The organism is Aeromonas sp. R6-1 (genome assembly GCF_040908165.1).
Taxonomy (GTDB): domain Bacteria; phylum Pseudomonadota; class Gammaproteobacteria; order Enterobacterales; family Aeromonadaceae; genus Aeromonas; species Aeromonas caviae.
In genome coordinates this window covers 42530-54422 of sequence record NZ_JBFODF010000055.1, presented here as the reverse complement: position 1 = coordinate 54422, position 11893 = coordinate 42530, and the positions used below count along the sequence as shown (strand labels likewise).

General features: G+C 65.5%; 11 protein-coding genes. 6 read left to right on the top strand and 5 right to left on the bottom strand.

Annotated elements, in window-relative coordinates; genetic code table 11:
- Positions 1 to 3: 3 nt before the first annotated feature.
- The 3 genes from menE to AB5Y68_RS19450 all read left to right on the top strand — a co-directional run bounded on the left by menE (position 4) and on the right by AB5Y68_RS19450 (position 5510).
- Entirely contained in the window at positions 4 to 1404 is a 1401-nt protein-coding gene (gene menE, locus AB5Y68_RS19460; RefSeq protein WP_039039781.1) for an o-succinylbenzoate--CoA ligase, read from the top strand.
- 176 nt (positions 1405 to 1580) lie between these two features.
- Positions 1581 to 4328 carry a collagenase gene (locus tag AB5Y68_RS19455; protein ID WP_368207490.1) on the top strand — a complete coding sequence of 916 codons (2748 nt, stop codon included), beginning with the start codon at positions 1581 to 1583 and terminating at the stop codon, positions 4326 to 4328.
- 201 nt (positions 4329 to 4529) lie between these two features.
- A complete protein-coding gene (locus tag AB5Y68_RS19450) occupies positions 4530 to 5510 on the top strand; it encodes a vancomycin high temperature exclusion protein (RefSeq protein ID WP_182935162.1) in 981 nt (326 codons plus the stop codon).
- A gap of 53 nt (positions 5511 to 5563) precedes the next feature.
- Here AB5Y68_RS19450 and AB5Y68_RS19445 read toward each other — a convergent pair whose 3' ends face one another.
- Both AB5Y68_RS19445 and AB5Y68_RS19440 read right to left on the bottom strand, forming a co-directional pair.
- Entirely contained in the window at positions 5564 to 6178 is a 615-nt protein-coding gene (locus AB5Y68_RS19445) for a superoxide dismutase (protein WP_182936360.1), read from the bottom strand.
- Between the two features lie 23 nt (positions 6179 to 6201).
- Positions 6202 to 6627: a hypothetical protein gene (locus AB5Y68_RS19440; RefSeq protein ID WP_368207505.1), complete on the bottom strand. Its 426-nt coding sequence runs from the start codon at positions 6625 to 6627 to the stop codon at positions 6202 to 6204.
- Positions 6628 to 6933: 306 nt separating this feature from the next.
- Between AB5Y68_RS19440 and AB5Y68_RS19435 the strand changes: the two genes are divergently transcribed.
- Together AB5Y68_RS19435 and AB5Y68_RS19430 are read left to right on the top strand one after the other, a co-directional pair.
- Entirely contained in the window at positions 6934 to 7845 is a 912-nt protein-coding gene (locus AB5Y68_RS19435) for a triacylglycerol lipase (RefSeq protein WP_039039783.1), read from the top strand.
- On the top strand, positions 7842 to 8582 hold the full coding sequence (locus AB5Y68_RS19430) for a lipase secretion chaperone (RefSeq protein ID WP_039039784.1): 741 nt from the start codon (positions 7842 to 7844) through the stop codon (positions 8580 to 8582). Before AB5Y68_RS19435 ends, AB5Y68_RS19430 begins: the two co-directional genes overlap by 4 nt.
- 54 nt (positions 8583 to 8636) lie before the next feature.
- On the opposite strand, the gene AB5Y68_RS19425 is transcribed toward AB5Y68_RS19430, so the two are convergent.
- Genes AB5Y68_RS19425 through sgrR form a run of 3 tightly spaced genes read right to left on the bottom strand, consistent with a single transcriptional unit; the run spans position 8637 to position 11566 of the window.
- Positions 8637 to 9350, bottom strand: coding sequence for a hypothetical protein (locus AB5Y68_RS19425; protein WP_368207488.1), 714 nt, complete (start codon positions 9348 to 9350; stop codon positions 8637 to 8639).
- 30 nt (positions 9351 to 9380) lie between these two features.
- Positions 9381 to 9776 (bottom strand): thioesterase family protein, encoded by a 396-nt coding sequence (locus tag AB5Y68_RS19420; RefSeq protein WP_041214362.1) that lies wholly within the window; start codon positions 9774 to 9776, stop codon positions 9381 to 9383.
- A gap of 35 nt (positions 9777 to 9811) precedes the next feature.
- A complete protein-coding gene (gene sgrR, locus AB5Y68_RS19415; protein ID WP_182935160.1) occupies positions 9812 to 11566 on the bottom strand; it encodes an HTH-type transcriptional regulator SgrR in 1755 nt (584 codons plus the stop codon).
- Positions 11567 to 11666: 100 nt separating this feature from the next.
- Between sgrR and AB5Y68_RS19410 the strand changes: the two genes are divergently transcribed.
- Entirely contained in the window at positions 11667 to 11843 is a 177-nt protein-coding gene (locus AB5Y68_RS19410) for a hypothetical protein (RefSeq protein WP_080988754.1), read from the top strand.
- The last annotated feature ends 50 nt before the right edge of the window (positions 11844 to 11893 follow it).

Sequence of the window (11893 nt, the reverse complement as noted above, 5' to 3'; positions counted from 1 at the left end):
TCCATGGTGACCCGTCAGATCCCACGGCAGGAAACCTGCCCGGTACGACGCTGGGCGACACTGGCCCCTCATCGTATTGCCATCCACAGCGGGGAGCCTCTTAGCTACCAGCGCCTCGACCTGCGCCTCAACAGCCTGTGCAATCAGCTCGCCCGGGCCGGGCTGGAACGGGGAGATCATCTCGCCGCCGTGGTGCGCGGCGCTCTGGAGGATGTGTTGCTGGCCTGGGCCTGCGTGCGCAGCGGCATCGTCTTCTGCCCCCTCAATCCCGCCTTTCCGGCAACCAGACACAGCGAACTGGCGAGCCAGCTCGAGGCCCGGGCATTCTGGTCGGCAGGCGAGATCCCGGCGGGCGACTGGCAAGCCCTCAGCCTCGACTTCACGGGCGATCTGGCCGCAGATGGGGAGTCCCCGCTGGTACCCGACCAGCCGAACAACATGATCCTCACCTCGGGATCCAGCGGTACCCCCAAGGCGGTGGTCCACCGCCTCGCCAACCACCTCGCCTCGGCCCGGGGTTCCGCCACCCTGATCCCCCTGGACGAAGCCTGCGGCTGGCTGCTCTCCCTGCCACTGTTTCACGTCGGCGGTTACGCTATCTTGTTTCGGGTCTTCCTGGCGGGAGCCGCCCTGGTGCTGGACGATCGCACCCGGCCCCTCAAGGCGCGGCTCGAGGATCAGCCCATCACCCACCTCTCGCTGGTGCCGACCCAGCTCTGGCGCCTGCTGGCACAGGGGTTCGACCCATCCCGCACCCGAGTGCGAGAGCTGCTGCTCGGGGGCGCCGCCATCCCGGCGCCCCTGGTCAACCGGCTGACCGCTCTGGGGCTGGAGCCCAAAGTGAGCTATGGCCTCTCCGAGATGGGCAGCCAGGTCTGCACCGGGCAACCCTGCGCCGCCGGCGTGGTGGGCCGCCCGCTGCCGGGGCGGGAGGTCTGCATCCGCCAGGGGGAGATCTGCGTGCGCGGTGAGACCCTGTTTGCCGGCTATTTCAGGGAAGGCGAGCTGGTGCGCCCCCTCGATGAAGAGGGCTGGTTCCACACCCGGGATAAGGGCCGCCTCACTCCGGGGGGCGATCTGGTGGTGGAGGGGCGGCTCGACAACCTCTTCATCTCGGGGGGGGAGAACATCCAGCCCGAGACCATAGAGCAGCGGCTGGTGGATCACCCCGCCGTGGCCCAGGCCCTGGTGGTGCCGGTGCCGAGCGACGAGTGGGGGCATAGGCCCGCCGCCTTCATCGACTGGCATGGCGAACCTGTCCCCCCTGCCGAACTGGCCGCCTGGATCAGGGTGTCGTTACCCGGCTTCATGGTGCCGGACCAGTGGCATCCCTGGCCGGATCTCGGCGGCAATCTGAAACCCTCCCGCACCCTGCTAGCCCGCAGCTTGCGACAAGAGGAGTGACGCCTCCCCCATATGGGGCGGAGTCCTTGCTATCAACACAGCCCCCTTTGGGGCTGTTTTTATGTTGTTTGCTCCCGAATGCATCATTTCGCTGCGCCATCTGGCCAATTGATATTCCTTTGGAGCCCAATACCCTCTCTGGTCCCCACGCCTCTCCATCCACCAAAGGGATCATGATGAAGCACCTCTCTCCCCGGCTGCTGCTCCTGGCAGCCCCAAGCCTGCTCGCCACTTCGGCGCTGGCCAACTACTCCCCCTCCGACTGGCAACAGTATCAACTCAACGGTGAATCCAGCCGTCAGCTGGGGGATCGTCTCACCGAAGTGACCTTTGAACTGAGCGCCCACAGCAGCGACGCCCCTTATCAGCAGTTGAGGGTGTATCGCCGCTTCGACTGGCGCGATGCCAACCTGGCCGCGCTGGCAGAGCAGCAGTGCGGCGAGCCGCAACTCAAGATCGAGCAGGGCTGGCAGATCCGCTACCTCAGCTGTGAAGAGGTGGTACCGGCCGGCAAGGCCGTCCCGGCCAGCAGCTATGACAATGGCTACGGCATGAAGCAGGGCCGCTGGGAGCCGCTGGCGGGCACCCCGACCGCGCCGCGTCAGGATCGTCTGCCGCTGGCTGAACGGGTCATTCTGGGTCACAGCGAGCAGGAGCTGGATCGCTGTGAGCTCAACGCCGAAGGTCGCTGCGCCGAGCAGGCATGGCAGTACCAGCCGCAAAACTGGCAGCAATTGAAGGTGCTGGAAGAGACCCCCAATGAACGGGATGGTCGCCTCGAGCAGATCTTCTTCCGCCTGCAGCCCATCGCGGGCAGCCAGGCCGCCAAACAGGTGAGCGAGCTGCACGTCTGGCGCCAGTACACCTGGCTGCTGGACGAGATCAAGGCCCAGCAGGAGTGCGATGAACCCCAGACCCGTCAGGAAGGGGACAAGACCATCAGCTATCGGGTGTGCCGTCAGACCCTGCCCGCCGGCAGCGAAGTGCAGGTGGTCTTGAAGGACACCGGCTATCAATACCCGGTGGGGGGCAGCGAATGGCAGACCCTGCCGGAAACAACCGAGTGGCAGGAGAGCCGGGTGCTCAACCACCCCATCGTGCTGGCCAGCAAGGAAGAGCAGCTCGACTGTCGCCGTGCCGACGGCCGCGCCTGCTCCGAGCCGGATCTGCCGGGCACCGAACTGCTGGACGCCGAAGCTGCCAAGATAGTGCAGGATGCCAGTGGCCAGCCCGCGCCGGTCTGGCAGGAGAACTATGGTCACGATGACACCAAGCTGCTGGCCGTGTCGCGCGGCATCCAGAGCCTGCTGGCGGCCAATCAGCCGGCCCATCCGGCCATGAAACTGCTGCTGGAATACGTGCGAGCCCACAACTACCACAACTACGGCAAGCACAAGGAAGACGGCCCGGCCGCCGCCGAGGCGCTGGCCGAGGCATTGACCGCACTGGGTGCCCATCCGCTGCTCTTCCCGGAGCAGGCCAGCGACGAGGTAGGTGCCGTCATGGGTGCCTGGAGCATCGCCCTGCACGGCCAGTTCAAGAGCCCGGCAGTGCAGAGCCGTTTTGGCACCCTGCTCGGCGAGTTCAACCAGATGCTGGCCTACGCCACCCGCCATGCCAGCGAGATCAACGGTCAGCACGCCTGGGCAACCGGCCTGTTCGATCTGCTCAACTTCCTCGACTTCGCCAGCGACTACAGCGACCCCTTCGCCAACGACTTCCGCCAGCAGGATGGCGAGCTGCGCAAGCAGCTGCACGCCCTCGGCATGAGCGAACTCGCGTTGTGGCAAGGAAGGGATGGCGCCGATCTGTTCCTGCTCAACAACGTGCTGGATGCCTACACCCGCCTCTACCGGGTCGCCCGCTATACCCGCCCGGACGAGCTCGACGGCTACCGCAAGCTGCTGGATGACTCCGTCATCGCACTGGTTCGCCACCACGACCTGATCCCTGGTGGTCAGCAGAGTCAGGACCTGCTGGAAGACATGTCACTGACCCTCTCCACCTATTACCTGACCTACACGGACCGCACCAGCGAAGCCTGCATCAGCGGTGACTTCGCCGGTCTCTGCACCCCTGTCCGGGTGGAGGACGTGCTGCCGTTCGAGCACACCTGCTCGCCGACCCTGCGCCTGCGGGCCCAGGATCTGACCATGAGCCAGGCCGAGGGGATCTGCCGTGAACTGGGTGCCGAAGAGCAGCAGTTCCACCAGCAGATGGAGACCGGCTGGCAGCCGGTGGCGGATGATCACAACGAGGCGCTGGAACTGGTGATCTTCGACTCCTCCGCTGACTGGAAACGCTACGGCAGTGCCCTGTTCGGCGGCGTCTCCACCGACAACGGCGGCATCTACCTCGAAGGGGATCCGGCGCGCCCCGGCAACCAGGCCCGCTTCTTCGCCTACGAGGCGGAGTGGAAGCGCCCTGCATTCCAGGTGTGGAACCTGCGCCACGAGTACGTGCACTACCTGGACGGCCGCTTCAACCAGTACGGCAGCTTCGGCCACTACCCGCTCAACCGCACCACCTGGTGGTCGGAAGGGCTGGCGGAGTTCATCGCCCACGGCCAGTGCTTCGCCCGCGGTCTGGACAACGTCACCGGCCGCCCGGCCAGCGATCGTCCGGCCCTCGCCGACATCCTGCACCTGGATTACGACAAGGGCGGCGAGATGGTCTACTCCTGGTCCTACACGGTGCACCGCTTCCTGAACGAGACCGGTCGCGGCGCCAGCTGGCTGGCCATGGCCCGGGCCCTGCGAGGCCCGGATCGAGAGCAGGCCATGAGTGCCTTCGAAGCCGAGCTGGACCAGCTGATTGCCAATGACAGCGAGGCCTACCAGCAGTGGCTCGGCCGCGAGCTGCTGCCCTGGTGGGAAGCCAACAAGGACTCCGACAAGTGCAAGGCCAACGACTCCTCCCACTGAGGACGAGACGGCGATGACAAGGGGCGGCCATGGCCGCCCCTTGTTTATGGCGCCGTTTGATAAGCCCGGGATCCTGGCGCGCGCTGCGACAACCTCTGCCCGAGTGAGCCCCTGCGCCGCCATCAAACCTGACGCGCCACAACAACTTGTAATAGAATGGCCCCCTGTCTTCTCTTACTTCAGACCCGAACCGCACCGCGCATGAAGAAGTTTGCCAAGATCCTGCTCGCCTGCCTCTGCCTGTTGCTGGCCTCCATCGCCGCCCTGCTTGGCTACAGCGAGTGGACCGTCTCGGACGCCCGTCACTACACCTACGACGACGTCAACGCGGTGCCCTACAACCGGGTCGCCCTGGTGCTCGGCACCTCCAAATACCTGATTGGCGGCAGCCCGAACCACTACTTCAAATACCGGATCAAGGCCGCCGCCGAGCTCTACAACAACGGCAAGGTGGACTACATCCTGGTCTCCGGCGACAACGCCACCGTGCAGTACAACGAACCGCGCCAAATGCGGCGGGCCCTGATCCAGGCCGGCATCCCGGCCAACGCCATCTACAGCGACTACGCCGGCTTTCGGACCCTGGACTCCATCGTGCGTGCCAAGGAGGTGTTCGGTCAGGCCCACTTCACCGTGGTCTCCCAGGCCTTTCACAACGAGCGAGCCATCTTCATCGCCCGCCATTTCGGCATCGAGGCGGTCGGCTTCAACGCCGTGGATCCCAGCGCCTATCAGGGCATCAAGACCCGGGTGCGCGAGGTGTTCGCCCGCCTGATGGGGCTGCTCGACCTCTACGTGCTGGACAAGGGTCCCAAGTTCCTCGGCGAGCCCATCGTCATCGGCGGCCCGGTCCCCTGCCAGGCGCTGAGCACCATAGGCGCGAGCCAGCCCTGCCTGCCCATTGCACCGCCCCCTCATAAGCCGAAGGCCAAACCGGCAGCGGCAGTGAGCGCGGCAACCGCCACCAGTGCGGCGGCTGCAACCAGCGGAGCCTTGGCCACCAGCGCCGCCGTGCCGAGCGAGGCAACGCTCATGGATAGCCCGGCTGCCGCCAGTGCAGCAATGCCAACCAGCAGTGCCCCGGCCACCAGCGCAGCCGTGCCGAGCGAGGCAACGCCCGTGGATAATCCGGCTGCCGCCAGTGTGGCGCCGCCAACCGGCAGTGCGCCGACCCCTCAATAGCAGAGACCCGCCAACAGGCGGGTCTCTTTCATTGGGCTCGGTATTTCCGGTGATCAGGCCAGCGCCGCCACGTAACGCCGTGCCACCTCGTCCCAGTCGATCACGTTGTAAAACGCGGCTATGTAGTCGGGACGCTTGTTCTGATACTTGAGGTAGTAGGCATGCTCCCACACATCCAGCCCGAGTATGGGGGTGAGCCCCTCCATCAGGGGGCTGTCCTGGTTCGCGCTGCTCACCACCTGCAACTTGCCGCGCCCATCGACCACCAGCCAGGCCCAGCCGCTGCCAAAACGGCTCAGCGCCGCCTGGGTAAAGGCCTGCTTGAAGGCCTCCAGCCCACCCAGATCCCGCTCCATCGCTGTGGCCAGCTCGCCGCCCGGCTCGCCGCCGCCCTGTGGACTCATCACCTGCCAGAACAGGCTGTGGTTGGCGTGGCCGCCGCCGTGATTGCGCACCGCCCCCTGAACCTGGGCCGGCAGGCTGTCGATACGGGCAAGCAATGCCTCCAGCGGCAGGGTAGCCAGCTCCGGCAGATCGGCCAGGGCGGCATTGAGGTTGGTGACATAAGTCTGATGGTGACGGCTGTGATGGATCTCCATGGTCTTTGCATCGATATGGGGTTCCAGCGCGTCATAGGCGTAAGGAAGGGCTGGCAGGGTATGGCTCATGTTCATTGTCTCTCCTGTTGGGCTCAATGCAGTTGATGGGCAGAGCCGGTCTGACACAGACATTGACCCAGGCTGCGCTGGATGCCGTCGTGATGACCGTGTTTGCCCAGAAAGGCGAGCAGCTCGGTACGGGTGCTGCGGGCGTGGCGAACAGCCGCCTCCCGCAGGGCAGCGGCACTGGTGGGGGACTGGCTGGTGGCCAGCAGGCAATCATGGATGTGACACAGCAGGTCGGCGGCCCGATCCGGCAGGGTCATGGCCACCAGCAGATCCGCCAGGTTGTGATGGGCCACCACCAGGGCCGCCACCGCTTCGTCGGCATCGTGCCAGTCGGCAAACTGCTGGCGGGCAAGCCACAGCGCCTGCTGATAGCAGTCGAGCGCCCTGGCGTACTCCCCCGCATCGAAATGGCGGTTGCCACTCAGGGTCTGCGCCTTCCAGTGCGCCATGCTGCTGTCCGCTCCGGTGGTACCGACCCACCCCTTCACCCAGGTTCCCGTCATGACTCGACCACTCAAATGATAATAATTATTATTTAACTTATTTAATGGGCAGACACAAGGAATAGTTGGTGCCGCCTTTTTTGCCCATATGGGTAGGGTTTTTCTGCAATCCCCGGTTTAGTGATCCCACCCACAGATACATTTGAGTTCAGCTACCATGCTGCCGGTACTGGCATGAGGCCGGTGGCTGCCCCGGTGACGACCCCCGGTGACGACCAGAATGCAGCCGGTTTTTTCACAAGGACGGTGAAGATGAAAAGATGGCTATTGATGCTGTTGTGCGCCCTGCCCATGCTGGGTCAGGGCGCCGGTTATACCCAGACCCGCTACCCCATAGTGCTGGTGCACGGTCTGTTCGGTTTCGACAAGCTGCTCGGAGTCGATTACTTCTACGGCATCCCCCAGGCCCTGACCCGGGATGGCGCCAAGGTTTACGTGGCCCAAGTCTCCGCCACCCAGAGCTCGGAGCTGCGCGGTGAACAGCTGCTCAAGCAGGTGCAGCAGGTGCTCGCCATCACGGGGGCGGAGAAGGTGAACCTCATCGGCCACTCTCACGGTGGCCCCACCATTCGCTATGTCGCTTCGGTCGCCCCCGAGCTGGTCGCCTCCGCCACCAGCGTGGGCGGGGTCAACCATGGCTCGGAGATCGCCGACCTGGTGCGGGCCAAGGTGACGCCGGGCTCGGCGGCCGAAGGTCTGGCGGTGGCCGCCGCCTCGGCCCTGTCCGGGGTCATCTCGCTGCTCTCCGGGGGAAGCCAGCTGCCGCAGGATCCCCTCGCCGCCCTCGACGCCCTCACCAGCACCGGCGCCCAGCGCTTCAACCAGCGCTACCCGGAAGGGCTGCCGAGCCAGCATTGCGGTGAAGGGCCTATGCAGGCCGCCAACGGGGTCTACTACTTCTCCTGGAGCGGACGCGGCACCATGACCAACATCCTGGATCCGGTGGATCCGGCGCTGGCGCTGACCGGCAGCTTCTTCAAGGAGCCCAGTGACGGCCTGGTCGGGGTGTGCAGCAGCCACCTCGGCAAGGTGATCGGCACCCACTACCGCATGAACCATCTGGACGAGGTGAACCAGTCGTTCGGCATTCGCCACCTGTTCGAGACCGACCCGGTCAACCTCTATCGCCAGCACGCCAACCGCCTGCAGAGGCTGGGACTATGAACAGGGCATGGCTGATGGCCGTTCCGATGGCGGCGGCCCTGCTGCTGGGGGGCTGGCAGTATTGGACCTCCGCTGACGCAACCGCCCCTTCGCCGCAACATGCCGGGCCCGCTTCCCCTCTGGTCAGGCAGGCCGCACCGCCGTCGGACAAGGGCTCGCTGCAGGCCCGCCATGAAGCCTTTCTCGCGGCCGAGGGCAACCTGACGGTGCCGGCGGATCCGGGCCTCGCCAGCTTGCAAAAGCTGTTCGACGAGCGCGAGCAGTTGCGCAGGCAGCGTTTCACCCCGGCCGAGCAGGAGCAGCTGTTTGCCGAGGACAGGCTGATGGAGCAGTGGACCCTGCGCCGCAAGGCGCTGGCGGAGGCCAGCGATGCCGACAAGCCGCTGCTGGCGAGTGAGTTGGAGCTCTGGCTGGCGGAGCAGCCCCAGTGGTTTCGGGAGGCGGAGGCCAACAGCCGCCTGCTCGGCGATCTGCAGGCTCTGGAGCAACTCCCCGCAGTAGGGCGTGACGCCGCACTGCGCGAACAGTTGGGACCGGAGGCGGCAGACCGGTTGCACCAGCTGGCAGAGAGCCAGCAGGGGTTCGAGCAGCAGTTGGCCGGCTATCTGGCCGAGATCAGGCCCCTGCCTGCCGAGGCCCGTGCCAGCCAGCAGCCGGAGATCCTGGCACGCTGGTTCGAGCCCGGTCAGTGGCGACGGGTGGAGGCCCTCACCCGGCTCACCCTGGGCGAGCAGTAACCGGCATGAAAAAGGGGCCCGCAAGTGGGCCCCCATTCTTTGACGCTGCCGCCCTTACTGCGGCTTGTTGGCCCCCGGCAGCGGCTGCCAGGTGAGGCGAGTCACCCGGTTGCCCTGCACCTCGCAGGTGAGGCAGAGATCCTGCCACCCCTTCTCCTGGCGCAGGGAAACTTCTCCCTTGATGCCCTCTGCATTCCTCTTGAGTTTGGCCGGCTCGAAGGTCACCTTGTCACCCCCGGCCAGCGCCATCAGCTTGCCATTGCAGAGCCACTGGGCGAGCTCGGCCCCCTTGAGCTTGACGCCCCCCTTGTCAGCCTTCTCCTCGGCGGTGCTCGGTGCAAACAACCCGCCCAGCTCGGCCGCCCGTCTGGTCAGCCAGGCTTCCCGCTGCTGCATGCTCATCTTGCTGACAAACTCCGCAGGCTGCCCCTTGTCGTCCAGCCATTGGGTCAGCTTGCCACTGTCATCGAAGGCGAACTGAGCGGCGGGCTCCTTCACCCCGAACAGCTTGCCGCCCTTGAAGTAGTAACGGCTCTCCCCTTCCTGTTTGCCCTGCTCGTTCAGGATGGGCACGGCGATGATGACGGGCGTGCCGTCGACCCAGGCCTTGATGTCAACGCCATCGTGGCTGAACAAGCGGGTATCGAGGGCGCTGTTGGCCCCCTTCTCCATCAGGGTGAACTGCTCGGCCAGGGAGGCGGCGAATGAAGGCAGGGAGCAGAGTCCCAGTCCCAAGCCGAGGCTCAGGGCGATCGCGGTTGTGCGCATAAGTGTCCTGTGGTGGGCCCGAAGGCCGGATTAACTCTCTACCAGCCAGGTCCTCAGTCCCTCCCGGTGAGCCTCGCTCAAAGGGATGGACTGCCGGGACCGGTAGTCAAAATGGATCAGGGTCGTCTCGGCGGTCACCGCCAGCTCGCCGCCCTGCCAGGCTTCCTGCCAGAGCGTGAAGGAGCTGGTACCGATACGCCGCACGCCGGTCTTGATCGACACCATCTGGCCATAGAACAGCTCCCGTTTGAATTGCACCGTGTAGCCCGCGATGATCAGATGCCAGTCATGCACATCCAGCTCGGGGGAGAAGAGGCGAAACAGGGGATCACGGGCCGATTCAAACCAGACCGCCGGCACCGTGTTGTTGATGTGGCCGAGGGCGTCCGTCTCTTGAAAACGGGGTTGGATCTGCATTTCCAGCATGGATGTCGACTCCTTGTCGTAGGACCGCGCACAGGCTAGCGCGCCAACCCGTCCGACTCAAGCGTCCCTGCCTGGGGGTGAGAGCCACCGCCGGTTTCCGGCTCCTGCGCCACCTGCTCGGGCTTTAACCAGGCGCTGCGAAAATCGAACCAGCCGAGGGCCGTCATGCGCACACCGTGCACGCCGACCCGGCTCTCCAGCTCCAACCAGTGGTGAAACAGCGGCACGAACCAGCTCTGGCGCTGCACCTCGGCCAGCAGGGCGCGGGGGCCGGGCTCTTCACCATGGGCGCGCCACTGCGTCAATCCCTGCCACAGGGCCTGCTGGCCGCCCCACACCCGGCGCAGCAAGGGGGTGCCCTGAAGCCAGGCGTAAGGGGCGAAGGCGTGCTCATGCTCCAGGTTGAGGGTGCCGAACCAGAGATCCACATCTTCATCCTCCCCGCTCACCCAGCGGCCGTAGTCCAGGGTACGTACCTCGAGCTGGATCCCCTGCTCTGCCAGCAGGCTGCTCATGGCGCTGGCGCACTCGTTGAATTCCAGGTGCTGGTTGAAGCAGGCCAGTACCAGCCGCGCTGGCAGGCTGACCGGGCCGGGCTCGGGAAGAGGCAGGCTCTCGCGCCAGTGGGGCAGGAGGCCCAGTGCGCTGGTCCAGCCCCGCTGCAGTTCGGGTGCCACCCGGGCCATCAGGGCCACCGGACTGAGCAGCTGAATGATCCAGTAGCGCAGAGCAGGATCCTGCAAGGCGCGGGAGCGCTCGTCCTGCAGCAGGAAGTAGCAGCCCGATTCGAGCTCCGACTCGCCGCGCATGGTGCCAAGCTCGGGGCTGTCGCGACCCAGCTGCAGGTGGCTCTCCAGCCGCTCCGCCAGCTCCGGCAACATCCAGATGTCGATCTCGTCGAGCAGGGCGCGCAGGCCGAAATAGTCGTCAAAGGCGGCGAGGCGCAGCTGCAGCGGGTCGTTGGCGATCACCCGATAGGGGCCGGTACCCACCGGTTGCAGGGCGAAATTCGCCTCCCCCTTGAGCTCGCGCGGCAGGATGGCCGCCACCGGCTCGGCCAGCAGGTCGGGCAGCAGAGGATCCGGGCTGTCGAGATAGAGATCCAGGGTGCGCGGCCAGGGGCTCTCCAGCCGCGCCAGATGGGCGAACAACGGGCGATCCCGCAAGGCCAGCAGACTCTCCATCACATCCTCCACCACCAGCTCACGCCCGTGGTGAAAGCGCACCGCCGGGCGCAGGTAGAAGCGCCAGTGACAAGGGCCGACCTGCTCCCAGTGGTGAGCCAGATCGCCCTCGATTTCCCCATTTTCCTCATTTCGCCGGGTGAGGCCGTTGAAGATCTGGCGGCTCAGGTGAATTTCGGAGCGGCGCAAGGGCGCGGTGGGCAGCAGACCGGGCAGGGGCCGGTAGTAGGGCACCCTCAGGATCTGGCGCCCCTCCCGGGTGGCCTGGCCGAGCTGCTCGATAAGCAGCGGGGTGAGCAGATCCAGGCGATCTTCGGCCAGTCGCACCGCCTGCGCCAGCTGGCCCTGACTCAGCAGATCCCGCAATCGGCGCCGGGTCAGGCTCTCCTGGTTGTCGAGCAGGGTGAGGCGGGAGCGCCGCCCCCGCCCTGCCTCCGCCGTCCAGCACAGCCAGCCCTGCCCTTCCATGCGGCGCAGCAGCAGGCGGGCATTGCGCGTGGTGCAGCAGAGCAGATCCGCCACCTCGGCGAGGCTGATCTCCCGCTCATCGCAGCCAAGCTGCTGGGTGAGCCGTTGAAATTGCTGATAAAGGCGGGTGGTAGGCATAAAAGAGGAAATCCTGTCTCTGAAAGTCATCAGTTTTTACTTCCGCATTTTAGCTCAATACTGCTGGCGAACGTGAGAACCACTGCACAGGAGCACCATCATGAGCCATGCCAACCCCCTCAAACCGAACCGGATCCAGCAAACCCTTCGTCGCTACTTCCTGAGGATCCTGCCCCGCCCTCTGACGCTGGTCGAAGATCCCATGGTGCAGCTCAACCGCCTGATGCAGTGGGATATGCACCAGATAGACGACAGGGAGTATCGCCGCCGTCTCTGAGGTTGCCGTCACCGACGCCATCCGCTCACCGCCATCCCCCGGCATTGCTT

What these genes read in the sequence shown, in the direction of transcription:
- AB5Y68_RS19440 (WP_368207505.1), bottom strand. Translation starts at nt 6,627, where the DNA reads ATGGCGCACTGGAAGGCGCAGACCCTGAGTGGCAACCGCCATTTCGAT.
- AB5Y68_RS19430 (WP_039039784.1), top strand. Translation starts at nt 7,842, where the DNA reads ATGAACAGGGCATGGCTGATGGCCGTTCCGATGGCGGCGGCCCTGCTG.
- AB5Y68_RS19425 (WP_368207488.1), bottom strand. Translation starts at nt 9,350, where the DNA reads ATGCGCACAACCGCGATCGCCCTGAGCCTCGGCTTGGGACTGGGACTC.
- AB5Y68_RS19445 (WP_182936360.1), bottom strand. Translation starts at nt 6,178, where the DNA reads ATGAGCCATACCCTGCCAGCCCTTCCTTACGCCTATGACGCGCTGGAA.
- sgrR (WP_182935160.1), bottom strand. Translation starts at nt 11,566, where the DNA reads ATGCCTACCACCCGCCTTTATCAGCAATTTCAACGGCTCACCCAGCAG.
- AB5Y68_RS19435 (WP_039039783.1), top strand. Translation starts at nt 6,934, where the DNA reads ATGAAAAGATGGCTATTGATGCTGTTGTGCGCCCTGCCCATGCTGGGT.
- AB5Y68_RS19455 (WP_368207490.1), top strand. Translation starts at nt 1,581, where the DNA reads ATGAAGCACCTCTCTCCCCGGCTGCTGCTCCTGGCAGCCCCAAGCCTG.
- AB5Y68_RS19410 (WP_080988754.1), top strand. Translation starts at nt 11,667, where the DNA reads ATGAGCCATGCCAACCCCCTCAAACCGAACCGGATCCAGCAAACCCTT.
- menE (WP_039039781.1), top strand. Translation starts at nt 4, where the DNA reads ATGGTGACCCGTCAGATCCCACGGCAGGAAACCTGCCCGGTACGACGC.
- AB5Y68_RS19420 (WP_041214362.1), bottom strand. Translation starts at nt 9,776, where the DNA reads ATGCTGGAAATGCAGATCCAACCCCGTTTTCAAGAGACGGACGCCCTC.
- AB5Y68_RS19450 (WP_182935162.1), top strand. Translation starts at nt 4,530, where the DNA reads ATGAAGAAGTTTGCCAAGATCCTGCTCGCCTGCCTCTGCCTGTTGCTG.